Consider the following 21237-nt stretch of genomic DNA (forward strand, 5'->3'; position numbering starts at 1 on the left):
CGAATTCCCCGGCCGAGGCAGTTCCGCACCGCGCACCCGCGCGAACGGCGCTGTCAGCACTGGTGTCCCTGCCCTCGCAGGCACGACCATGAGCACCCCCTCCGGCCCCGTGACCTCCACCGACCCGCAGCCAGCGGCCCCGGATGCCGTGGCCGATGACCGGCCCACCGGTTTCCTGCGGCGGCTGTTCTCCTTCGGGGCGCCAGCCGATGCCCCCCAGGGCCAGCCTGATGCAACCGCCCAGTCCGAAGTGCCGCAGCGCCGGCACTCGCTGCAGAACCTGCGTCGCATGCGGGTCGAGGACGTGGCGATTCCCAAGGCGGAAATCGTCTCGGTCCCGATCACCGCCAGCCAGGCGGATCTGGTCGGCGTGTTCCGCGAAAGCGGCATGACCCGGCTGCCGGTCTACCAGGGCACGCTCGATACCCCCGTGGGGCTCGTGCACCTGAAGGACTTCGCGCTGAAGCATGGCTGGAACTCGGCGGCGAAATTCTCGCTCAAGGCGCTGCTGCGGCCGCTGCTGTTCGTGCCGCCTTCCATGCCGATCGGCGTGCTCTTGCAGAAGATGCAGACCGAACGGCGCCACATGGCGCTGGTGATCGACGAATATGGCGGCGTTGACGGCCTCGTGACCATCGAGGACCTGATCGAGCAGGTCATCGGCGAAATCGAGGACGAACACGACGAGGAAGAGGACGCCCTCTGGACGCGCGAACCCTCGGGCAGCTATCTGGTGCAGTCGAAAACCCCGCTCGAGGATTTCGAACAGGCCATCGGACGGTCGCTCACCGACGACGACAGCGTCGACGAGGAGGAGATCGACACGCTGGGCGGGCTCGTCTTCATGCTGGCCGGTCGCGTCCCTGCCCGGGGCGAGGTCGTGCTGCACCCCGACGGGCACGAGTTCGAGGTGATCGAGGCGGATCCCCGGCGCATCAAGCGCCTGCGCGTGCGGCTGGCCGCACCCGCCCCTGCCGAAGAGAGCTGATCTGCCAGTATGGCCCTGCCCATCCGTCTGAAATCCTGGTGGCCCGCCGCGGCGGGCCTCCTTGCCGCCTGCGGCGAGGCCCCCCTCAACCTCTGGCCGCTGTCGATCGCGGGCTTTGCCCTGCTGTTCCACGCGCAGCGGCGCAGCGCCTCGGCCCGTCAGGGCTTTGGCGCCGGCTGGCGCTTCGGCTTCGGCTATTTCCTGTTCGCGCTGTTCTGGATCGTCGATCCCTTCATGGTCGATCCCGCCCGGGACGGCTGGATGGCGCCCTTCGCACTGGTCTTCATGGCCGGCGGGCTGGCGCTGTTCTGGGGCGCAGCCCTGGCGCTGGCACAGCGCCTCGCGCCGGCCAACCGGCTGCGCCAGCTGCTGGCCTTCGCCGGCAGCCTGACCCTGATCGAGGCGCTGCGCGGCTGGATCTTCACCGGCTTCCCCTGGGCCGAAATCGGCCAGAACCTGATTCCCTCTCCGGCGCTGCCGCTGGCCTCGCTGATCGGGCCCCATGGCATGACGCTGGTGCTGCTGCTGCTGGCCGGCCTTCTGGGCGCCGCCGCACGCGGCATGGCGCTGCTGGGGGTGCTGGGCACCGCGGGCTTCGTCTTCCTGGCGCCGCGCGCCCTGCCCCCCGCCCCCGTCGCCACCGACACCGCCCCGCTGATCCGCCTGGTCCAGCCCAATGCCCAGCAGCGCGAGAAATGGGACCCCGACATGGTCCCGGTCTTCTTCGAGCGGCTGCTGAACTATTCCGCCGAAGCCCCCCGCCCGGACCTGATTCTCTGGCCCGAGACCTCGGTCCCCTACCTGCTGAACGAGGGCCGCGCCCTGACCAGCATCCTGGCCGATCACACCCATGGCGCGCCGATCGCCTTCGGGGTCCAGCGCACCGAGGGCGCGCGCTACTACAACTCCCTCGCGCTGCTCGACGGCCAGGGCAAGCTGATCGAGACCTACGACAAGCACCATCTGGTGCCCTTCGGCGAATACATCCCCTTCGGGGACCTGATGGCGAAAATCGGCATCTCCGCTTTTGCAGCCCAGAGCGGCAACGGCTTCTCTGCCGGGCCCGGCCCGCGCCTGATGCCGATCCCCGGCGTCGGCACCGCGCTGCCGCTGATCTGCTACGAGGCGATCTTCCCCCGCGACATCCGCAATGCGCCGGCGCGGCCCGATTTCCTGCTTCAGGTCACCAATGACGGCTGGTTCGGCAATCTCCAGGGGCCCTACCAGCACCTTGCCCAGGCCCGGATGCGGGCAGCGGAACAAGGCCTTCCCTTCGTCCGGGTCGCCAATACCGGGGTCTCGGCGCTGATCGATGCGCGTGGGCAGGTGCTGGACACGCTGCCGCTCAATACCGACGGATATCTCGATGTGCGCCTGCCCCCGGCCCTGCCGCCGACACTCTATGCGCGAACCGGAGACCTGCCGATTTTGCTGCTCGCATTTCTCGCATTGGGGGTTTCGGCGCTCTGGTCCGTTCACCGGGCCTTCATACGAAGGTCATAAAGCGATTGACCAGGCCCGGGTGCGGGCGTACCCAGAATCACGTGCCGCCCCAACGGCTTCCTGACGGGGCGGGTCAAGACGTTTATCGGAGCACATTCTCATGACACGCCAGAACTATATCTTTACCTCGGAATCCGTCTCCGAGGGTCACCCCGACAAGGTCTGCGACCGCATTTCTGATGCAGTTCTGGACGCACTCATTGCCGAGGAACCCGAAGCCCGGGTCGCCTGTGAAACCTTCGCCACGACCAACCGCGTGGTGATCGGCGGCGAAATCGGCCTCGCCGACAAGCAGAAGCTCAAGCACTACATGGAGAAGATCGACTCCATCGCGCGCGACTGCATCAAGGACATCGGCTACGAGCAGGACAAGTTCCACCACGAAACGGTGGAAGTGACCAACCTGCTGCACGAACAGTCCGCGCATATCGCGCAGGGCGTCAACTCCTCCTCCGACAAGGACGAGGGGGCGGGCGACCAGGGCATCATGTTCGGCTTCGCCACGGATGAGACGCCGGAACTGATGCCGGCGCCGATCCACTACGCGCACCAGATCCTCAAGCGCCTGGCCGAGGTCCGCAAGGACGGCACCGAGCCCACCCTGCGGCCCGATGCCAAAAGCCAGCTGTCGCTGCGCTACGAGAACGGCCGCCCGGTCGAGGTCACCTCGCTGGTTCTCTCGACCCAGCACGCCTTCGAGACCCAGAGCAGCGCCGACATCCGCGCCATCGTGGAACCCTACATCCGCGACGTCCTGCCCGAAGGCTGGCTGACCGATCGCACCGAATGGTGGGTGAACCCGACCGGCACCTTCGTGATCGGCGGGCCGGACGGTGACGCGGGCCTCACGGGCCGCAAGATCATCGTCGACACCTACGGCGGCGCCGCGCCCCACGGCGGCGGTGCCTTCTCGGGCAAGGATCCGACCAAGGTGGACCGCTCGGCGGCCTATGCCTCGCGCTACCTCGCCAAGAACGTCGTGGCCGCGGGCCTGGCGAAGAAATGCACGATCCAGCTGTCCTACGCGATCGGCATCTCCAAGCCGCTGTCGATCTACTGCGACACCCATGGCACCGGCGAGGTGGACGAGGCGCAGATCGAGGCCGCCGTCGCCCAGGTCATGGACCTGACGCCGCGCGGCATCCGCAACCATCTGCAGCTGAACCGCCCGATCTACCAGCGCACCGCCGCCTACGGCCATTTCGGTCGCACGCCCGATGCCGATGGCGGCTTCTCCTGGGAGAAGACCGACCTGGTCGAGGCGCTCAAAAAGGCGGTCTGACCGCTGCCCCAAGGCCCTTTCCGGGGCCGGACATGCAAAAGGCCCCGCTTGCGCGGGGCCTTTTCGGTTTCGGGGTCCGGGATCGGACGCGGGGCTCAGGCCTTGGTGCTGTCGCGGCCCAGCAGGCCGTCGATAGAGAACGGGCCGGCGCCGAAGACGCTGATGTAGCCCAGGCCGCCGGCCATCGTCATGTTCTTCAGGAAGTTGATCTGCTGGGCGCTGGCACCGTCACCACCGGCCATCCAGCCCGGCAGGTGGAAGATCAGCGCCGAGATGACCGAGAAGCCGGCCAGCAGGAAGGCCACGGTGCGGGTCTGCCAGCCCAGCAGCAGCGCCAGGCCGCCGCCCAGCTCGGTCAGGATGACCAGCGGCAGCAGCGCGCCGGGCACGCCCATCGCCTGCATGTAGCCGGCCGAGCCGGAATAGGCGACGATCTTGCCGTAGCCGGCGACGATGAAGATGATGGAAGCGAGGATACGGCCACCGGGCAGGGCGGCGGCGCGGTACAGGTCGAGAATTTTCATCGGTAGTTCCTTTCGGAGGAATGTGATCGCCGGTCCAGCGGCGTTGAAGCCTGTCTACTGGCTCTGCACATTTGGAAAAATTCGCAATTTTTCCATCCTCATCGTGCGTATTTGCAGAGATCAACTTGTCGTGGTTGATCCCCTGCGCAGCGAGAGCTAAAGGGCAGTCATGACCCAGGACACACATTCCTCCGGCGCCCCCTGGCGCAACTTCTACGGCCGCTTCAAGGGCAAGCACCTGCGCAAGTCGCAGGAGGCCTACCTGGAGGAAGACCTGGCCGCACTCTCTCCCGGTGCCGTCGGCTGGGAGGAGAACCCCGACCGCACGCCCCTCGATCTGGAGGCCCTGTTCGGCAAGCGCGACATCTGGCTTGAGATCGGCTTCGGCGGCGGCGAGCACCTGGTCCACCAGGCCGCCGGCAACCCCGATGTCGGCATCATTGGGGCGGAGCCCTATATCAACGGCGTCGCCATGCTGCTGGGCAAGATCCGCGAGGCAGGGGTTTCGAACCTGGCGGTCCACCCCGGCGATGCCCGTGACCTCTTCGACGTGCTGCCCGACGGCTGCCTGTCCCGGGCCTTCCTGCTCTACCCCGATCCCTGGCCCAAGAAGCGCCACCATCGCCGCCGCTTCGTGACCCCGGACCATCTGGAACCGCTGTCCCGCAAGCTCAAGCCCGGCGCCATCTTCCGGGTTGCGACCGACATTCCCGACTACGTGCGCCAGACCCTGCAGCAGGTGCCTCGCCAGGGTTTCGAATGGCTGGCCGAGCGTCCGGCGGACTGGCGCTCTCCCTGGCAGGATTGGATCTCGACCCGCTACGAGCAGAAGGCCCTGCGCGAAGCACGCACGCCACATTACCTGACCTTCCGCAAGCTCTGAGCGCCTGTTTCGGTCAGCACGCTGACCGAAGCCTCCGGCGGAGGCACGGCGCGCAGCGCCGTTTCCCGGACTGAAGGTTCAGTCTGGCGGCATCCGTCCGAACCAGTCGAGATCGCGGACCGAGATCACCCCCGACAGGATCACCCCTGCGGCGATCAGGAAAATCACTGTGGCCACCCCGGTCGTGATCAGCAGCTTTTCCTTCAGGTGATGCACCTCCGGCGCGCCCGACGGCGTTCCACGCGTCACCTGGCCCAGGTCCTGCTGGGTCTTCAGCCGCAGCGGCGCGACACAGAACAGCGTCATCCACCAGATCACCGCGTAGAGCACGATGGCGGAGGTCGGGCCCATCAGACCTGCTCCAGCTCGATCAGGCACCCGTTGAAGTCCTTCGGATGCAGGAAGAGCACCGGCTTGCCATGGGCACCGATCTTCGGTTCTCCGCTGCCAAGCACCCGGGCGCCCTCCGCCTTCAGTCGGTCGCGGGCCGACAGGATATCCTCCACCTCGTAGCAGATATGGTGGATGCCTCCCGAGGGGTTCTTGGCCAGAAAACCGGCAATGGGACTGTCCTCGCCCAGCGGGGAGAGCAGCTCGATCTTGGTGTTCGGCAGGTCGATGAAGACCACGGTCACACCATGGTCCGGCTCGTCCTGCGGCGCGCGCACCGATGCGCCAAGCGTCCCGGCGTACTGGGCCGCCGCCGCCTCCAGATCCGGCACGGCGATGGCCACGTGATTGAGACGTCCGATCATGGTTTCCTCCTGTCCTGCCCCCCCATTTAACTCCCTCCGGCCCGGTCCGCGCAACTGCCGGCGCGTCGCAGGGCAGCGCCATTAACGCGCCATTAGCCACGTACCCCTAGCGTCGGAGGAAGGGGTCGAATCCCCGCCCCCCTGCCAGGAAAGGTTTCCCATGGACCCGCTGCACGCCGTGACCGCCCCGACCGCGAGCCGCCCGATGCTCGGGCTGACGATTCTGGCCGTGGAGGACAGCCTTTACGCCTCCGAGGCATTGCGCCTGCTGTGCCTGCGGTCCGGGGCGCGAATCCGCCGCGCAGACTGCCTGCGCTCGGCCCGCCGCCACCTGGAGGTGTACCGCCCCTCGGTGGCCATCGTCGACCTGGGCCTGCCGGACGGCTCCGGCGCCGAGCTGGTCTCGGAAATGGTACGCGCGGTGCCCCGGGTCAGCGTGGTGGCCGCGATCTCGGGCGATCCCGGCGCGCGTCACGAGGCCGAGGCGGCCGGCGCGGACGTCTTCCTGTCGAAACCGTTGACCAGCCTTGCCACCTTCCAGGAAACCCTTCTGTCGCGGATGCCAGCCGAGTATCGCCGCAAGGGGCCTCGACCGCTGCCCGTGGAGGTGGTGGAGCCCGATCCCGTCGCCTATGTCGACGACATGGCCCATGCCGCCGAAATGCTGCAGGAAGGCGCCGAGGATACGGTACTGGCCTATCTGGGGCAGTTCCTCTGCGGCGTCGCCCGCTGTGCCGGGGATACGCCGCTTCTGGAAGCCGCGCTGCGGCTGGAAAGCGCACGCTCCAGCCAGCGTCCGCTGCGGGCCGAACTCTCGGTGCTGGCAGGGATGCTGCAGGACCGGATCGGCGAGAGGATTGCCATCTGATGACAGAGAAAACCGCCACCCCGAAGGGGCGGCGGTTTCGGGGATGCCTTCATCCCGGGAGAGAGCGCGGGACGGCATCCGGGGCCCGGCCGGGTCAGGCGGGATCCGCCGGATCGATCCCTGCCGGTCGGAGCCGGATCGGGGCGCTGCCAAAGCGGCGGACAGGCCCCGGGTTGGCCAGGCGGATCCGGTCAAGGGACCGGATCAGCGGCGCGGATCAGCCGATCAGCTTGGCGGTCACATCGACCAGGCGCTTGGCCTGGATGGCCACGGCGGCCTTCTTGGCCTCCGAATAGTCGCCCTGGGTGACCGAGGTGCCGTAGGGATTGCCACCGGATTCGTAGAGCTTGGCATCGGTGTAGCCGGGCGCCACGATGATCGAGCCCCAGTGCATCGTCGACTGGTAGAAGCTGAGCAGGGTCGATTCCTGACCGCCATGGGCATTACCCGCGCTGGTCGAGGCCGTGACGGCCTTGTTGGCCAGCCCGCCCTGGGACCAGACCCCGCCCAGGGTGTCGATGAAGGCCCGCATCTGCGAGGGGGCCGAGCCGAAGCGGGTCGGGAAGGCAAAGAAGTAGCCGTCGGCCCAGAGCATGTCATCCGGGGTGGCGACGGGAATGTCCTTCATCTTTTCCTGCTGCGCGGCCCAGGGTTCCTGCCCGGCGACCACGGCGGCGGGGGCGGTCTCAGCGACCTGCAGCAGGCGCACCTCGGCGCCGGCCGCCTTGGCGGCGGCAGCGGCGTCCAGGGCGACGGCATGGTTGGTGCCATAGGTGGAATAGAAGACAACGGCGATCTTGGGGGTGGTCATGGGAGTGCTCCGGTGAGGGTTGGCTTGACCTGAAGGTAGCCCCGCTTAGACGCCCTGCAAATTTCCTGTTCTCGCATGGCGAATGTGCAAAAATGCACGAACTATCACCTAAATGGCATTCCATGTGCCCAAACAGTGAGAGAGTGCCGCTCTCCGGCCGTCACAGGTTGCACCCTGTGCAGCGCGAAGGAGGGAAACAGCACCACGGAGCCCTGCGGCAGCGGCGCGGTGCGGATGTTCGAATCGTACCAGACTTCGAGCGCACCGCCCTCGTAGGCGGCGGGATCCGAGAGCTGCGCCACCAGCGTCAGCTTGCGACGCGACGCCAGCGTGCCCTCTCCGATGTCGGAATGCCAGCCGAAATGGCCCTGGCGCTCGGCCCCGTAGCGGGCGATCTGGGGACTTTCCGAGAAATCGTCCAGAGCGAAATCGAAGACCTCGCGGTTGGCGACGCGCACCAGGTCGATCAGGCGGTTCATCACCCAGTCGGTTTCGGGCAGGTCATCGACCCAGACCAGGTCGGCGCGGCGCAGGTCATGGTCGCGCTCACGGCGCACGAGGCCGGCATCGCGGGCCAGGCCCGACTGGTCCGCGGCGGTGATGAGGGCCTGGCATTCGGCGGGGGTAAAGGCGTCGGGAACGACGTGGAAAGCGATCATCGTCTGCTCTGCTGGAAGACTACACTGAAGCGATCCAGCTACTGCGCTTCCCGGGCTGCGTCCAGTGGCAGAAGCGGGGGGAGGTCTTTTGTCGCCTCCCCCGCGCCTGTCTACCCCGGCGACGAGGCGACCGTTCAGGTCACGTCGAAGCCGCAGCGGCAGAGCGCGCGGATCACGCGGTCCACCGTCACCGGTTGCCCGGTGGTCTGCGTGATCCCCGCCGAAAGCTGCGCCGCGAGATATCCGGCAGCCTTCAGCGGGTAGTCGCGCCCCTGCACGTGCAGGACCCTGGGGACAGGTCCGTCACAGCCGGTCCGCGCCCTGGGCCAGGCCACCCCGTTCCGGTCGACCAGGCGCAATGCCTGCTCAACGTCCTCCTTCGAGAGGGCATCGAACGCCGGGATCAACGGGTCAGAGGGAGGGCCAAGATCACGCATGATACCTTTAGGCGCCCGCCGCAGTTAATGAATGGTTAACGCAAAACTCAGCTTTTCCGGTACGCCGCCGCATTGCAGCGCGACAGCAGGATTAACCTTCTGGAAACGCTCAATTTATAAAGAAATTCCAAGACTTGGATATTTTCTGCAAGAGCGAGACGCCGGAAGATGCACGACTCTTCCGGCGCGTGTGTCAGCCCTGGTCGCGCCACCTGTTGGCGATCGGATAGCGGCGGTCCAGCCAGAAGGCGCGCTCGGTCAGGCGGGTGCCGGGGGCGGACTGGAATCGCTTGTACTCGGAAATGTAGATCAGGTGCTGGACCCGCCGGGCATCGGCCTCGGCGTAGCCGGCGGCGACGCAATCGGCGACCGAAGCCTCGCGGTCCACCAGCAGCTCCAGCAGGGCATCCAGCACCGGGTAGTCGGGCAGCGAGTCGCTGTCCTTCTGATCGGGGCGCAGTTCGGCCGAGGGGGGCTTGGTGATGATGCGTTCGGGGATGACCTCTCCGGCGGGGGCCTTCATCCAGGGGCGGTGATTGGCATTGCGCCAGCGGCAGGTCTCGAAGACCCGGGTCTTGTAGAGATCCTTGATCGGGTTGTAGCCGCCGTTCATGTCGCCGTAGATCGTGCAGTAGCCGACCGCGACCTCGGACTTGTTGCCGGTGGTCAGCAGCATTTCCCCGAACTTGTTCGACAGCGCCATCAGCAGCAGGCCGCGCAGGCGGGACTGGACGTTTTCCTCGGTCAGATCGGCGGCCCGCCCGGCGAAAAGCGGCGCCAGCGCCGCGCTCACCGCATCGCGGGGGCCGGTGATCGGCAGGTAGTCGTAATGCACGCCAAGGGCCTTGGCGCAGGCCTCGGCATCCTCCAGAGAATGTTCGGACGTGTATTCCGAGGGCAGCATCACGCAGCGCACGTTGTCGGGGCCCAGGGCATCGGCGGCAATGGTGGCGACCAGAGCGGAATCGATGCCCCCCGACATGCCCAGCAGCACTTTCTTGAACCCGGTCTTGCCGCAGTAGTCGCGCAGGCTCTGCACCATGGCGCGGTAGTCCTGCTCCCATTCATCGCCAAGGCTCGCCTTCTCGCCCTCCTCGATGCGCCAGCCCTCGGGGCCGTGCACCAGATCGACATGGGCCATGCAGGCATCGAACATCGGCATCTGGAAGGCCAGCTTGCCGCCCGGGTTCAGCCCGAAGCTGCCGCCGTCGAAGACCTGGTCGTCCTGGCCACCCACCATGTTGAGGTAGATCACCGGCAGGCCGGTCTCGACCGTGCGGGCGACCATGTGGTTGAAGCGCACGTCCATCTTGCCCCGGTGGTAGGGCGATCCGTTCGGCACCACCAGGAACTCTGCCCCGGTTTCGGCCAGGGTTTCGGCCACTTCCGGATGCCAGCTGTCCTCGCAGACCGGGAAGCCGACGCGGGTGTTGCCGATGGCCACGGGGCCGCCCAGCGGGCCGCTGGCGTACAGGCGCACCTCGTCGAAGACGTGATCGTTGGGCAGGTCATGCTTGAGCACCCGCTGCACCACCTTGCCGCCCTTGCAGATGTGGTAGGCGTTATAAAGCGCCGCCCCCTCGACCCAGGGACCGCCAAGCGCCAGCGCCGGGCCCTCGGCGCAGCGTGCCGCCAGCGCCTCGATCGCGGCCATGGCGGCCTGGTGGAACACCGGCTTCTCGATCAGGTCCTGGGTCTGGTAGCCGGTGATGAACATCTCCGGCAGGATCACCAGATCGGCCTCGGCCTCACGCGCGATGGTCCAGGCCTCGAAGGCCTTGAAGGCATTGCCCTCGATATCCCCGACGGTCGGGTTGTACTGCGCGAGCGAGATGCGGAACCGGTCAGCCATGGGTCATCCTCGGGTCAGGCGGGGGGAGGTCCCCTGAGGGGTTGCCCCTGCTTAGCGGCCCTCCGCTGCAAGGAAAAGCCGATTTGCCGAAAGGCGTTGTCTCGGAAGCCTGCCTCGCTTACCTTTCCCGCGGACCGGCAAGGCAGAGCCTGCGAGACAGCAGGACCCAGCCAACACTTACGGGTCAGGGGACAGTACATGGCATTTCGCCCGACAGGCTTTCGTCGCAAGCGCCACCACCTCCGTCTGAAGGCCGCGCTGGCCGGCGGGATCGTGTTGCTGGCCTTGCCGCTGATGGCCCAGGACAACACCGTCCAGACCAAGCAGTACGATGACGGTGGCATCTACGAAGGCACGTTCAAGAACGGCCTGCAGGACGGTCGCGGCAGCTACAAGCTGCCGAACGGCTACGAATACGACGGCCAGTGGGTCGAGGGGCAGATCAAGGGCGAAGGCACGGCGCGCTTCCCCAACGGATCGGTCTATGTCGGCCATTTCGAGAAGGGCAAGCCCGAGGGCAAGGGCAAGATCACCTTCCCCGATGGCGGCACCTATGACGGCGACTGGACGGACGGCAAGATGACCGGCCAGGGCAGCTCGACCTATGCCAATGGCACCACCTATACCGGCGGCTTTGCCAACGGACGCCACGACGGCACCGGCAAGATGAGCGACGGCAAGGGCTATGTCTACGACGGCGCCTGGGTGAACGGCGTCAAGCAGGGCGAGGCGACGATCACCTATGCCGACGGCTCGGTCTATCAGGGAAATGTGGTCGCCGGTGAGCGTCAGGGCAAGGGCACGCTGACCATGCCGGACGGGCTGAAATATGTCGGCGACTGGCAGGATGGCCAGATCACCGGCACGGGCACGCTGACCCAGGCCAACGGCGATGTCTACGAAGGCCCGATGGTGAGCGGCAAGCGCCAGGGCGAGGGCAAGGTCTCCTACGCCAATGGCGATGTCTACGAGGGCGGTTTCGTCGATGACCTGCGCGAGGGCCAGGGCACCTTCACCGGGGCGGACGGCTACAAGTACGTGGGCCAGTGGAAGGCCGGCAAGATCGCCGGCACCGGCAAGGTCACCTACCCGGATGGCTCGGTCTACGAGGGCAGCTTCGCGGGCGACCTGCCAGATGGCTCCGGCAAGATCACCTATCCCGATGGCGCCACCTACGACGGCACCTGGAAGGCCGGCCAGATCGAGGGCCAGGGCACCGCGACCTTCCCCTCGGGCGTGACCTACACGGGCGGCTTCAAGGACGGCAAGAACGACGGCGAGGGCGTGATGACCCATTCCGACGGCTACCGCTACGAGGGCCACTGGTCCGGCGGCCAGCGCGACGGCAAGGGCAAGGCCAGCTACGCCGACGGCATGGTCTACGAGGGCGACTTCAAGGCCGGGCTGCGCGATGGCACCGGCAAGATCACCATGCCCGACGGCTTCAGCTACGAGGGCGACTGGTCCAAGGGCGAGATGACCGGCCAGGGCAAGGCCACCTATGCCAATGGCGATATCTACACCGGCAATTTCGTCGAGGGGCTGCGCCAGGGCGAAGGCACGCTGACCTATGCCACCGGCGAGGTCCTTTCGGGCACCTGGGAGAACGGCGCGCTGAGCACCACCGAGGGCACCAGCACCGGCGGCGACGCAACCGGCAGCGAGGGCGCCGGCGACACCGGCGGCGAGTCCGGTGCCGCATCGGATCAGGGAGCGGATCAGGGGGCCGATGCGCCCCAGGAGACCGCGCCCGATGGCGATGATCCGGACAATATCAACGGCGACTGAAGTCGCGATACCGGCATCTTTGCAGACAGGCATCTGCGCAGCGGCGGGAGATGAGAGAAACGCAAGAAGGGGCTGCGCAGACGCGGCCCCTTCCGCTTTGTGGGCGGCCTGATGATCGGCGCTGATGATCGGCGATCAGGGGGGCTCTGCCCCCCGGCGCTGCGCGCCTCCCCCCGAGGTATTTGGAACAAGAAAATGGGGGCGGAGGGACTTAGCGGCGCGGCGGGCCTGGCGGTGCCCAGAGTGCCAGGCAGAGGCCGGCGAGCAGCAGCACCGCATGGGGCAGCAGGACGCCCGGATGCCAGGCGTTGTGAAGCCAGAAGCTCACCGCATGATCGCGGTAGGCGCTCTGCCAGGCGCCGAGGATCCGGTAGGGGCTGCAGAGCCTTCGATCGAAGAGCGCGCCGCTCATGCACCGTTCGATCTCTTCAAGGCGGGCCATGGTGGCCGCCTGGTAGCCGCGCCAGAACATTTCCGTCAGCCAGAACGGCAGGGCCGAGAAGGCCGCGAGGAGAACCGCCAGCCGGCCATGGCGTTCCGGCGGCAGCGCATAGGCCCCCATCAGGGCCGCGAGGCCCACCGTCACCGACCAGCCCTTCAGGGTCAGGAACTGGTCATTGTAGCCCTCGTAGACGGCATAGAGCGCCGTGTATTCCTCCCAGAGTGCATGGCCCATGGTGCCTCCCCTGCCGCCCGGATCAGCACAGACCCGCCGTGGGGAACCGGCAAGCAAAAGGGCCGGGAAAGATCCCCGGCCCTGAGCAAATCATGTCAGATGTGCAGGAAAGCGGCTCAGAGCTGCTCCATGACCTCGTCGGAGGCTTCGAAGTTCGCGGTGACGCGCTGCACGTCATCGTCGTCTTCCAGCGCATCCAGAAGCTTCATCAGCTTCTGCATGTTCTCGAGGTCCATCTCGGTGGTGGTGGTGGGCTTCCAGACCAGCTTGGTCGAATCGGATTCGCCCAGCTCGGCCTCGAGCGCGGTGGCCACATCGTTCAGATCGGTGTCGGCGCAGTAGATCACATGGCCGTCCTCCGAGCTTTCCACGTCTTCCGCACCGGCCTCGATCGCCGCCATCATGACGGTGTCGGCATCACCGACGCTGGCCGGGTAGACGACCTCGCCCTTGCGGTCGAACATGAAGCCGACCGAGCCGGTCTCGCCCAGGTTGCCGCCGTTCTTCGAGAAGGTCGAGCGGACGTTGGAAGCCGTGCGGTTGCGGTTGTCGGTCATCGCCTCGACGATGATCGCCACGCCGTTCGGGCCGTAGCCCTCGTAGCGGATCTCTTCGTAATCGTCGCCCTCGCCCGCCTGGGACTTCTTGATGGCGCGCTCGATCACGTCCTTCGGCACAGAGCTGGCCTTCGCTTCCTTCACCGCAAGGCGCAGGCGCGGGTTCTTCTCGGGGTCCGGATCGCCCATCTTCGCGGCGACGGTGATCTCTTTCGAGAGCTTGGAAAACAGTTTCGACCGGGCGGCGTCCTGCCGCCCCTTGCGGTGCTGGATGTTCGCCCATTTCGAGTGGCCGGCCATCGGTGCCTCCTGATCCTCAATTTCAGTGTCGGGTTCCTATAAGGCAGCAGACCCCTTTCCTGCAAGCAGATGCCGCGTGCGCGCCTTTCCGCCCCGGGGAGGGGCGCGCGCCCTGCCCCACCCTGTTGCTTTCGCGCCGCCGCGCTAGCTTTCCGGCATGACCCTGGATCAGCTCATCCTGTTCGCGCTGTTCGGCGCCGTCTTCGCCCTTCTGCTCTGGGGGCGCTGGCGCTATGACCTGGTGGCCTTCGCCGCGCTGATGTGCGGGGTGGCAACCGGCGTCATCCCCTACGAGGATGCCTTCTCCGGCTTCGGCCACGAGGCGACGATCATCGTCGCGCTGGTGCTGGTGATCTCGGCCGGGCTGGTGCGCTCGGGGGCGGTGTTCCTGATCACCCGCACGCTGGTCGACAGCAGCCGGGGCCTGGGAGCCCATATCGCCATCATGGGCGGCATCGGCGGGCTGCTTTCGGCCTTCATGAACAACGTCGCCGCCCTGGCGCTGCTGATGCCGGTGGACATCCAGACCGCCCGCAAGGCGGGGCGCGCGGCGGGGCTGTCGCTGATGCCGCTCTCGTTCGCCACGATCCTGGGCGGCATGGCGACGCTGATCGGCACGCCCCCCAACATCATCGTCTCGACCATCCGGGCGCAGTACCTGCACGAGGGCTTTTCGATGTTCGATTTCGCGCCGGTGGGGGCACTGACCGCGCTGGCGGGCATCGCCTTCGTGGCGCTGCTGGGCTGGCGGCTGATCCCGCGCAGCGAGGGAGAGACCAACGTCGGCACCGATATCGCGCAATACGTGGCAGAGCTGACCGTGCCCGAGGGCTCCAGGCAGGTGGGGCGCCGGCTGCACGAACTTTCGGAAGAGGCCGACAAGGCCGATGTCGCGATCCTGGGGCTGATCCGCGCCGACAAGCGGCTTTACGGACGCGCCCGCAACGTGGCCCTGCAGGAGGGGGACACGCTGGTGCTGGAGGCCGTGCCCGAGGCGCTGGACGAGTTCCGCTCGGCGCTGAACCTGGCGTTTTCCGAAAAGGCACGCGAGGAAAAGCTGACCGCCGCCGGCGAGGGGCTGGACGTGATCGAGGTGGTGGTGCCCTCGGATGCGCGCATCACCGGCAAGACGGCCGAAGCGGTGGGCCTGTCCTGGCGCCACCGGGCGCTGCTGCTGGGGATCTCAAGACAGGGGCGGCAGATCACCAAGCGGGTGCGCCAGACCCAGGTGCGCCCGGGCGACCTGCTGCTGCTGCTGGTCCCCAAGGACAGCGGAGCCGAGACCGCCGACTGGCTGGGCGCCCTGCCGCTGGCCGACCGCGGGCTTGCGGTGACCCAGAATTCCAAGGTCTGGGCGGCAATCGGACTGTTCGCGGCGGCGGTGGCGGCAGCCAGTTTCGGGCTGGTGCATCTGCCCATCGCGCTTGGCTTCGTGGTGATTGCCTACCTGCTGCTGAAGATCGTGCCCGTGCAGGAGCTGTACGACCATATCGAATGGCCCGTCGTGGTGCTGCTGGGCTCGATGATCCCGCTGGGCACCGCGCTGGAGAAGACCGGCGGCACCCAGCTGATCGCCGAGGGGCTGGTGAACCTGACCTCGGGCTGGCCGGCCTGGGCGATCCTGACCGCGCTGATGGTGGTCACCATGAGCCTGTCGGATGTCCTCAACAACACCGCCACGGCGATTGTCGCCGCCCCCATCGGCATCCGCATGGCCGAGACGCTGCATGTCTCGCCCGACCCGTTCCTGATGGCGGTGGCGGTGGCCTCCTCCTCGGCCTTCCTGACCCCCATCGGGCACAAGAACAACACTCTGATCCTGGGCCCCGGGGGCTATCGATTCGGGGATTACTGGCGCATGGGCCTGCCGCTGGAGCTGCTGGTGATCGCCGTCTCGATCCCGCTGATCCTGCTGTTCTGGCCGCTCTGAAAGCCCCGCGTTCAGATTTCCGCAGCGATTTGATCCTGATCAAGGTCCGGCCCGGCGCCCGGGTCTAGAACGGACCTCGCAAATGCAGCGACGGGAGCCGTGCCGGATGAACAAGCCCCTGGGAGACCTCAAGGATCATTTCTGGCTGGTGCAGCGCATGGCCAGGGCGGTGGGAACCGATCTGGCTCGTGCGATGGACGAGGGCCGCCTGGACGAGGGCGCCTGGTCCGAGATGATCACCCGCTGCCGGGGCTGCGAGGCCGCCTGCGACTGCAAGAGCTGGCTGGAGGCCGCCGAACGCGAGGATACCCCCCGCGAGGCCGCCATGCCCGGCTGCGCGAATGCCCGGATCTTTCCGGAGCTTTGAGGAAACACGCACCCGCGGGTCGGGCCCCGGTCACAGGGAAGGGAACAGATGGGATTCTTCACGAAGCTCGACCGCCATGCCGACCTGATGGGGCGCATGGCCGACACGCTGGGAGAGGATGTGCAGGGGCGCATGGTGCATGACGAGCTCAGCGCCAAGATCTACCGCCAGGCCGTGCTGAACTGCATGTCCTGCGGCCAGGGAGAGCGCTGCGAGAAATGGGTTCAGGATCATCAGGTTGCCAGCGAAGCACCGCGCTTCTGCCGCAACCGCGACTGGCTGAAAACCCTGACCGAAGAGTGATCGGAGCGGCCCTGCGGGGCCGGTCCAAGGGGTCGTCACGCCGGACCCTCCGTCATTGGGCATCTCGTGGAGAGAGAGCGGGAGATGTCAGGCAGCAATGACGTGATGGGCGCGGGACGCTTGCGCCGGTGAGTGGATTTCGGTCTGCTCACCGGCGTTTTTTGTTCGCAAGATGGGACGGGCCTGCGGCCCGTGCCTCCGGCGGCCGTATTTTTCGGAAAGATGAAAGCCGTGAGGCGCCTCAGACGAGGCGGCCCCAGAGATCGTATTCGCCGGCTTCATCCACCTCGACCGTGACCATGTCGCCGGGCTTCAGGGTCTCGTGGCCCTCGTCGATGAAGAGGTTGCCGTCGATTTCCGGCGCATCCGCCATGGTGCGGCAGGTGGCGGCATCCTCGTCCACCTCGTCCACGATGACCTGCAGGGTGCGACCGACCTTGGCCTGAAGGCGCGCTTCGGAGATCGCCTGGGCCTTCTCCATGAAACGCTCCCAGCGGTCCTGCTTGACCTCGGCGGGGACATGACCGGGCAGGTCGTTGGAGCGCGCGCCCTCGACGTTCTCGTATTGGAAGCAGCCGACGCGATCCAGCTGCGCCTCGTCCATCCAGTCGAGGAGGTACTGGAATTCCTCTTCGGTTTCACCGGGATAGCCGACGATGAAGGTCGAGCGCAGGGTGATGTCGGGGCAATCGGCGCGCCAGGCGGCGATCTCGTCCAGCGTCTTTGCAGAGGCTGCGGGACGGGCCATCCGTTTCAGAACATCCGGGTGGGCGTGCTGGAAGGGGATGTCCAGGTAGGGCAGCAGGCCGTTTTCCGGATCTGCCATCAGCGGGATCAGGTTGCGCACATGGGGGTACGGGTAGACGTAGTGCAGCCGCACCCAGGCACCGAGCTTGCCCATCTCGCGCGAAAGATCGAGGATGTGGCTGCGGACCTCCTCGCCCTTCCAGGGGTGCAGGTCGTGCTTGCGGTCGACACCATAGGCCGAGGTATCCTGGGAGATCACCAGAAGTTCCTTCACGCCGGCCTCGACCAGCTTCTCGGCCTCGCGCAGCACGGCATGGGCGGGACGGCTGACAAGGCGGCCGCGCATGTCGGGGATGATGCAGAACTTGCACTTGTGGTTACAGCCCTCGGAGATCTTGAGGTAGCTGTAGTGGCGCGGCGTCAGCGACACGCCGGTCGCCGGCAGCAGGTCGACGAAGGGATCGGGGCTGGGCGGCACGGCCTTGTGCACGGCATCCAGCACCTGTTCGTACTGGTGCGGGCCGGTCACCGCCAGCACCTTGGGATGCACGCCGGTGATGTAGTCGGGTTCCGCGCCCAGGCAGCCGGTGACGATGACGCGGCCGTTTTCCTTCAGCGCCTCGCCGATCGCCTCGAGGCTTTCGGCCTTGGCCGAATCGAGGAAACCGCAGGTGTTCACGATCACCGCATCGGCGCCGGTATAGTCGGGGCTGATCGCGTAGCCTTCCGCGCGCAGCCGGGTCAGGATGCGTTCGCTGTCCACCAGCGCCTTCGGGCAGCCCAGCGACACCATGCCCAGAGAGGGCTGGCCGTCGCGACGCGGCGCGGTGCCGAAAGCGGGGGCGGGCGCCAGGTCGGGGCGCAGGTTCGGCGGGTTGAGCGGGCTTTGGGACATGAAGAACCTCTGGCGGGCGGAAGGGCGGCGGAGCCAAGCGTCAGCCCATAGAGCAAAGGGCTTTTCGGCACAAGTCCACCGCCTCTGCCCCGCCGTTCTGGCCATGCCGCACTGCGGCACTAGCTGAAGGCACATCGCCATCCCCGAAACAGCCGGGCAGGAGGGCCCATGGACCTGGAGAACGTTCTAACCGAAGTGCAGCAGGAAGTCCCGCCGTCGATCTGGCCCTGGTTCATCGTGATCCTGGGCACATTGCTGGCGCTCGGGCTGCACACCATGCTGTGGCGGGCGGTCGAGCGGATCTCGCGCGGGTATTCGGGGCTGGCGGTGCGGATCGTGCGGCGGCTGCGCAAACCGACCCGGCTGATCGTGCTCTTCGGGGCCGCCTCGCTGCTGCTGGAGGCCGCCGCCCTGCCCTCGGCCTGGCGGGACGGATTGCAGCACGCGGCCCTGGTGATGCTGGTGGTGCTGCTGGGATGGATGCTGATCATCGCCATGGATGTCTGGGCGGAACGCTTCACCCGCAAGCTGCAGGCTCTGAGCGATGAAGACGCGGCCGGGCGCAAGCAGGTCACGCAGGTACGGCTGCTGCAGCGAATGTCGCGGCTGGTGATCATCCTGCTGACCACCGGCGCGGTGCTGGCCACCTTCGAGGCGGTGCGCAACTTCGGCGTCTCGATGCTGGCCTCGGCGGGGGCGGCGGGCCTGGTGCTGGGCCTGGCGGCGCGGCCCCTGCTGGCCAATCTGATCGCCGGCATCCAGATCGCCCTGACCCAGCCCATCAAGCTGGAGGACGTGGTCATCGTCGAGGGTGAATGGGGCTGGATCGAGGAGATCGCCGCGACCTACGTGGTGGTGCGGATCTGGGACCTCAGGCGCCTCGTCGTGCCGCTGAGCTACTTCATCGAGAAACCGTTCCAGAACTGGACCCGCGACACCACCTCGATCATCGGTCAGGTGGTCTGGTACCTCGACTGGACCGCCCCGGTGCACGAGATGCGCGAGCAGATGACGAAGATCCTGAAGCGCTCAAAGCTCTGGGATGGCAATGTCAACGTGCTGCAGGTGATCGAGACCGACGAGAAGGTGATCCACATCCGCGGGCTGGTCAGCGCACGCAATTCACCCCAGGCCTGGGATCTGCGCTGCGAGCTGCGCGAGGGGATGGTGGAATGGCTGCAGCGCGAACACCCCTCGGCCCTGCCCCGGCTGCGCGGCGAAATGGTGGAAGGCGCGACGCCCCGGCCCCGTCAGGACTGGCGCAGCCGGCGCCCCGTCGGATCCGGCGTGCCGGAAGAGGCGGTGCCCGAAAGCGAGGGCGGACGCGGCCAGACTGTCGAATAGCCATGAAAAAGGGGGCCGCGAGGGCCCCCTTTCATCCGTATCCGGCCTGCTCAGCGCTTGCGGTCGCGGCGCGAGGACATCGGCTGGAAGGCAACGCCGACATGGGCGTCGCAATAGGGTTTGCCCTGCTGCGCGGGCAGGCCGCAGAACCAGAAATCGTCGGTCGCGGGATCGCCCACCGGCCATTTGCAGGTCTTCTCGGTCAGCTCCATGAGGGTGAGCTTCTTCGATTTCTTCTCGACCTCGTTCACCTTGGCCAGCGCTTCGGGGCTGATCTCGTTGGCGGAAGGCTGCGGCGGCAGCGGCTGGCCGGCCGGAATGATCTTGCGCACGGCGGGGGTCGAGGGCGCAGCCGAGGTGGTACGCGGCTCGGGCGCGGGCTCGGGCTCGGCGGCGGGTTTCGGCGCGGCGGTCGCGGGCTTGGCGGCGGGCTTGGCCTCGACCGGCTTGGGCGCGGGCTGTGCGGCAGCAGCCGGTGCGGCCCCGCCGGTGCGGTTCGACAGGCCCAGGCGATGGACCTTGCCGATCACGGCGTTGCGGGTCACCCCGCCCAGCTCTTTCGCGATCTGGCTGGCCGACTGGCCCTCCGACCACATCTTCTTCAGAAGCTCGACGCGTTCATCGGTCCAGGACATGACGCCCTCCTAACATTCCCGTCGGCCGCGTCTCCCCGCGGTCCATGGGGGCGGACGGTGCCGTTGCACCGCCCATCCGAAATTCAGGCCCCTATACTAGTCATGGGGGCCATATGTTCAAGGTCGCCTTGGCGTCCGGACGCCGCTTAAAGGCCCAGGCACCAGCGCATCACGGCCTTCTGGGCGTGCAGGCGGTTCTCGGCCTCGTCGAAGATGACCGACTGCGGGCCGTCCATCACCGAAGAGGTCACCTCTTCGCCGCGGTGCGCCGGCAGGCAGTGCATGAACAGCGCATCGGGCTTCGCCGCCGCCATCAGCGCATCGTTGACCTGGTAGGGCCGCAGCATGTTGTGGCGCCGCTCGCGCGCGGATTGCGCATCATGCATCGACACCCAGGTGTCGGTGACGATCAGGTCGGCATCCTCCACCGCGCGCATCGGGTCGCGCTCGATGATCACGGTGGCGCCGTGGTCGCGGGCAAAGCCCACCGCCTTGGGATCGGGGTCCAGCTGCATCGGCCCGGTGAAGGTCAGGTCGAAACCGAACTGGCCGGCGGCATGCAGGAAGGAGGCGCAGACGTTGTTGCCATCGCCCGCCCAGACCACCTTCCGGCCCTTGATGGAACCGCGATGCTCCTCGTAGGTCAGGATGTCGGCCATGATCTGGCAGGGATGGGAGTTGTCGGTCAGCCCGTTGATCACCGGCACGGTGGCATGTTCGGCCAGCTCGTGCAGGATCGATTCGTCGAAAGTCCGGATCATGATCATGTCGACGAAGCGCGACAGCACCCGGGCGGTGTCGGCGATGGTCTCGCCATGGCCCAGCTGCATCTCCTGGCCCGACAGGACCAGCGTCTGCCCGCCCATCTGGCGCACGCCCACGTCGAAGGAGACACGGGTCCGGGTCGAGGGCTTCTCGAAGATCAGCGCGACGATGCGGCCCGCAAGGGCCTGTTCATCGTCGGGCATGCCCTTCGGGCGGCCATCGCGCGAGACCTTGATCGAGCGCGCGTGCTCGATGATCTGACGCAGTTCGTCGGCATCGGTGGTGTGGAGGTCCAGGAAGTGCTTCATCGGTGTCGTCTCCGCCCGGGGTGCACGGGGGGCGCCTGCCCCCCGGCCCGGATGCTAATC

General features: G+C 67.0%; 22 protein-coding genes and 1 riboswitch. Of the genes, 10 read left to right on the forward strand and 12 right to left on the reverse strand.

Translation table 11 applies throughout. The features are described 5' to 3' along the window. Positions 1-88: 88 nt before the first annotated feature. The 3 genes from KM176_RS12135 to metK all read left to right on the forward strand — a co-directional run bounded on the left by KM176_RS12135 (position 89) and on the right by metK (position 3773). Positions 89-988, forward strand: coding sequence for a transporter associated domain-containing protein (locus KM176_RS12135; RefSeq protein WP_160894447.1), 900 nt, complete (start codon positions 89-91; stop codon positions 986-988). Positions 989-997: 9 nt separating this feature from the next. Beyond that, a complete protein-coding gene (gene lnt, locus KM176_RS12140; protein ID WP_160894448.1) occupies positions 998-2491 on the forward strand; it encodes an apolipoprotein N-acyltransferase in 1494 nt (497 codons plus the stop codon). A 41-nt stretch (positions 2492-2532) separates the two neighbouring features. Further along, a riboswitch (SAM-SAH riboswitch) is annotated at positions 2533-2584 on the forward strand. Between the two features lie 7 nt (positions 2585-2591). Next, entirely contained in the window at positions 2592-3773 is a 1182-nt protein-coding gene (metK, locus tag KM176_RS12145) for a methionine adenosyltransferase (protein WP_160894449.1), read from the forward strand. 95 nt (positions 3774-3868) lie between these two features. On the opposite strand, the gene KM176_RS12150 is transcribed toward metK, so the two are convergent. Then, complete coding sequence (locus KM176_RS12150; protein WP_160894450.1) at positions 3869-4297, reverse strand: DoxX family protein; 429 nt, start codon at positions 4295-4297, stop codon at positions 3869-3871. A 169-nt stretch (positions 4298-4466) separates the two neighbouring features. Between KM176_RS12150 and trmB the strand changes: the two genes are divergently transcribed. Next, positions 4467-5180, forward strand: coding sequence for a tRNA (guanine(46)-N(7))-methyltransferase TrmB (gene trmB / locus KM176_RS12155; protein WP_160894451.1), 714 nt, complete (start codon positions 4467-4469; stop codon positions 5178-5180). 78 nt (positions 5181-5258) lie between these two features. Here the strand turns inward: trmB and KM176_RS12160 are convergent, their stop codons facing one another. Both KM176_RS12160 and mce read right to left on the reverse strand, forming a co-directional pair. Next, positions 5259-5531 carry a DUF1467 family protein gene (locus KM176_RS12160; protein WP_160894452.1) on the reverse strand — a complete coding sequence of 91 codons (273 nt, stop codon included), beginning with the start codon at positions 5529-5531 and terminating at the stop codon, positions 5259-5261. After that, the gene (gene mce / locus KM176_RS12165; protein ID WP_160894453.1) at positions 5531-5935 is read right to left on the reverse strand and encodes a methylmalonyl-CoA epimerase; all 405 of its coding nucleotides are present in this window, start codon (positions 5933-5935) and stop codon (positions 5531-5533) included. Before mce ends, KM176_RS12160 begins: the two co-directional genes overlap by 1 nt. Positions 5936-6095: 160 nt before the next feature. On the opposite strand from mce, the gene KM176_RS12170 reads away from it, so the two are divergent. Continuing rightward, positions 6096-6803, forward strand: coding sequence for a response regulator (locus tag KM176_RS12170; RefSeq protein WP_160894454.1), 708 nt, complete (start codon positions 6096-6098; stop codon positions 6801-6803). A 217-nt stretch (positions 6804-7020) separates the two neighbouring features. Here the strand turns inward: KM176_RS12170 and KM176_RS12175 are convergent, their stop codons facing one another. From KM176_RS12175 to KM176_RS12190, 4 genes are all read right to left on the reverse strand, one after another. Next, a complete protein-coding gene (locus KM176_RS12175; RefSeq protein WP_160894455.1) occupies positions 7021-7614 on the reverse strand; it encodes an NAD(P)H-dependent oxidoreductase in 594 nt (197 codons plus the stop codon). 104 nt (positions 7615-7718) lie between these two features. Next, a complete protein-coding gene (locus tag KM176_RS12180; RefSeq protein WP_160894456.1) occupies positions 7719-8273 on the reverse strand; it encodes a 2OG-Fe(II) oxygenase in 555 nt (184 codons plus the stop codon). A gap of 134 nt (positions 8274-8407) precedes the next feature. Beyond that, complete coding sequence (locus KM176_RS12185; RefSeq protein WP_160894457.1) at positions 8408-8551, reverse strand: hypothetical protein; 144 nt, start codon at positions 8549-8551, stop codon at positions 8408-8410. A gap of 352 nt (positions 8552-8903) precedes the next feature. After that, positions 8904-10562: an NAD+ synthase gene (locus KM176_RS12190; protein WP_160894458.1), complete on the reverse strand. Its 1659-nt coding sequence runs from the start codon at positions 10560-10562 to the stop codon at positions 8904-8906. Between the two features lie 294 nt (positions 10563-10856). Between KM176_RS12190 and KM176_RS12195 the strand changes: the two genes are divergently transcribed. Further along, positions 10857-12350 (forward strand): MORN repeat-containing protein, encoded by a 1494-nt coding sequence (locus KM176_RS12195; RefSeq protein ID WP_236045301.1) that lies wholly within the window; start codon positions 10857-10859, stop codon positions 12348-12350. Between the two features lie 211 nt (positions 12351-12561). Here KM176_RS12195 and KM176_RS12200 read toward each other — a convergent pair whose 3' ends face one another. Both KM176_RS12200 and KM176_RS12205 read right to left on the reverse strand, forming a co-directional pair. Then, positions 12562-13026, reverse strand: a complete 465-nt coding sequence (locus KM176_RS12200) for a hypothetical protein (RefSeq protein ID WP_160894460.1) — start codon at positions 13024-13026, stop codon at positions 12562-12564. Between the two features lie 116 nt (positions 13027-13142). Then, positions 13143-13883: a YebC/PmpR family DNA-binding transcriptional regulator gene (locus KM176_RS12205; RefSeq protein ID WP_160894461.1), complete on the reverse strand. Its 741-nt coding sequence runs from the start codon at positions 13881-13883 to the stop codon at positions 13143-13145. Between the two features lie 157 nt (positions 13884-14040). On the opposite strand from KM176_RS12205, the gene KM176_RS12210 reads away from it, so the two are divergent. The 3 genes from KM176_RS12210 to KM176_RS12220 all read left to right on the forward strand — a co-directional run bounded on the left by KM176_RS12210 (position 14041) and on the right by KM176_RS12220 (position 16483). Further along, positions 14041-15813, forward strand: a complete 1773-nt coding sequence (locus tag KM176_RS12210; RefSeq protein WP_160894462.1) for an SLC13 family permease — start codon at positions 14041-14043, stop codon at positions 15811-15813. A 106-nt stretch (positions 15814-15919) separates the two neighbouring features. Continuing rightward, a complete protein-coding gene (locus KM176_RS12215) occupies positions 15920-16180 on the forward strand; it encodes a DUF6455 family protein (RefSeq protein WP_236045295.1) in 261 nt (86 codons plus the stop codon). Positions 16181-16228: 48 nt separating this feature from the next. Continuing rightward, complete coding sequence (locus KM176_RS12220; protein ID WP_160894464.1) at positions 16229-16483, forward strand: DUF6455 family protein; 255 nt, start codon at positions 16229-16231, stop codon at positions 16481-16483. A 241-nt stretch (positions 16484-16724) separates the two neighbouring features. Here the strand turns inward: KM176_RS12220 and rimO are convergent, their stop codons facing one another. Beyond that, positions 16725-18125, reverse strand: coding sequence for a 30S ribosomal protein S12 methylthiotransferase RimO (rimO, locus tag KM176_RS12225; protein WP_160894465.1), 1401 nt, complete (start codon positions 18123-18125; stop codon positions 16725-16727). Positions 18126-18293: 168 nt separating this feature from the next. Here rimO and KM176_RS12230 point away from each other — a divergent pair, with 168 nt between their 5' ends. Beyond that, entirely contained in the window at positions 18294-19469 is a 1176-nt protein-coding gene (locus tag KM176_RS12230) for a mechanosensitive ion channel family protein (protein ID WP_160894466.1), read from the forward strand. Between the two features lie 50 nt (positions 19470-19519). Here the strand turns inward: KM176_RS12230 and KM176_RS12235 are convergent, their stop codons facing one another. Further along, positions 19520-20104 (reverse strand): GcrA family cell cycle regulator, encoded by a 585-nt coding sequence (locus KM176_RS12235; RefSeq protein ID WP_160894467.1) that lies wholly within the window; start codon positions 20102-20104, stop codon positions 19520-19522. 146 nt (positions 20105-20250) lie between these two features. Beyond that, entirely contained in the window at positions 20251-21177 is a 927-nt protein-coding gene (argF, locus tag KM176_RS12240) for an ornithine carbamoyltransferase (protein WP_160894468.1), read from the reverse strand. Between the last annotated feature and the right edge of the window lie 60 nt (positions 21178-21237).

This window comes from Pseudooceanicola endophyticus, from assembly GCF_018760365.1.
GTDB lineage: Bacteria > Pseudomonadota > Alphaproteobacteria > Rhodobacterales > Rhodobacteraceae > Pseudooceanicola > Pseudooceanicola endophyticus.

Excerpts from the sequence above, each read along its gene's own strand:
- trmB (WP_160894451.1), top strand. The coding sequence starts at position 4,467 with ATGACCCAGGACACACATTCCTCCGGCGCCCCCTGGCGCAACTTCTAC.
- KM176_RS12235 (WP_160894467.1), bottom strand. The coding sequence starts at position 20,104 with ATGTCCTGGACCGATGAACGCGTCGAGCTTCTGAAGAAGATGTGGTCG.
- KM176_RS12195 (WP_236045301.1), top strand. The coding sequence starts at position 10,857 with ATGGCCCAGGACAACACCGTCCAGACCAAGCAGTACGATGACGGTGGC.
- KM176_RS12200 (WP_160894460.1), bottom strand. The coding sequence starts at position 13,026 with ATGGGCCATGCACTCTGGGAGGAATACACGGCGCTCTATGCCGTCTAC.
- lnt (WP_160894448.1), top strand. The coding sequence starts at position 998 with ATGGCCCTGCCCATCCGTCTGAAATCCTGGTGGCCCGCCGCGGCGGGC.
- KM176_RS12215 (WP_236045295.1), top strand. The coding sequence starts at position 15,920 with ATGAACAAGCCCCTGGGAGACCTCAAGGATCATTTCTGGCTGGTGCAG.
- KM176_RS12210 (WP_160894462.1), top strand. The coding sequence starts at position 14,041 with ATGACCCTGGATCAGCTCATCCTGTTCGCGCTGTTCGGCGCCGTCTTC.
- KM176_RS12190 (WP_160894458.1), bottom strand. The coding sequence starts at position 10,562 with ATGGCTGACCGGTTCCGCATCTCGCTCGCGCAGTACAACCCGACCGTC.
- KM176_RS12135 (WP_160894447.1), top strand. The coding sequence starts at position 89 with ATGAGCACCCCCTCCGGCCCCGTGACCTCCACCGACCCGCAGCCAGCG.
- KM176_RS12150 (WP_160894450.1), bottom strand. The coding sequence starts at position 4,297 with ATGAAAATTCTCGACCTGTACCGCGCCGCCGCCCTGCCCGGTGGCCGT.
- KM176_RS12170 (WP_160894454.1), top strand. The coding sequence starts at position 6,096 with ATGGACCCGCTGCACGCCGTGACCGCCCCGACCGCGAGCCGCCCGATG.
- KM176_RS12175 (WP_160894455.1), bottom strand. The coding sequence starts at position 7,614 with ATGACCACCCCCAAGATCGCCGTTGTCTTCTATTCCACCTATGGCACC.
- KM176_RS12220 (WP_160894464.1), top strand. The coding sequence starts at position 16,229 with ATGGGATTCTTCACGAAGCTCGACCGCCATGCCGACCTGATGGGGCGC.
- argF (WP_160894468.1), bottom strand. The coding sequence starts at position 21,177 with ATGAAGCACTTCCTGGACCTCCACACCACCGATGCCGACGAACTGCGT.
- KM176_RS12205 (WP_160894461.1), bottom strand. The coding sequence starts at position 13,883 with ATGGCCGGCCACTCGAAATGGGCGAACATCCAGCACCGCAAGGGGCGG.
- metK (WP_160894449.1), top strand. The coding sequence starts at position 2,592 with ATGACACGCCAGAACTATATCTTTACCTCGGAATCCGTCTCCGAGGGT.
- KM176_RS12230 (WP_160894466.1), top strand. The coding sequence starts at position 18,294 with ATGGACCTGGAGAACGTTCTAACCGAAGTGCAGCAGGAAGTCCCGCCG.
- rimO (WP_160894465.1), bottom strand. The coding sequence starts at position 18,125 with ATGTCCCAAAGCCCGCTCAACCCGCCGAACCTGCGCCCCGACCTGGCG.
- mce (WP_160894453.1), bottom strand. The coding sequence starts at position 5,935 with ATGATCGGACGTCTCAATCACGTGGCCATCGCCGTGCCGGATCTGGAG.
- KM176_RS12180 (WP_160894456.1), bottom strand. The coding sequence starts at position 8,273 with ATGATCGCTTTCCACGTCGTTCCCGACGCCTTTACCCCCGCCGAATGC.
- KM176_RS12160 (WP_160894452.1), bottom strand. The coding sequence starts at position 5,531 with ATGGGCCCGACCTCCGCCATCGTGCTCTACGCGGTGATCTGGTGGATG.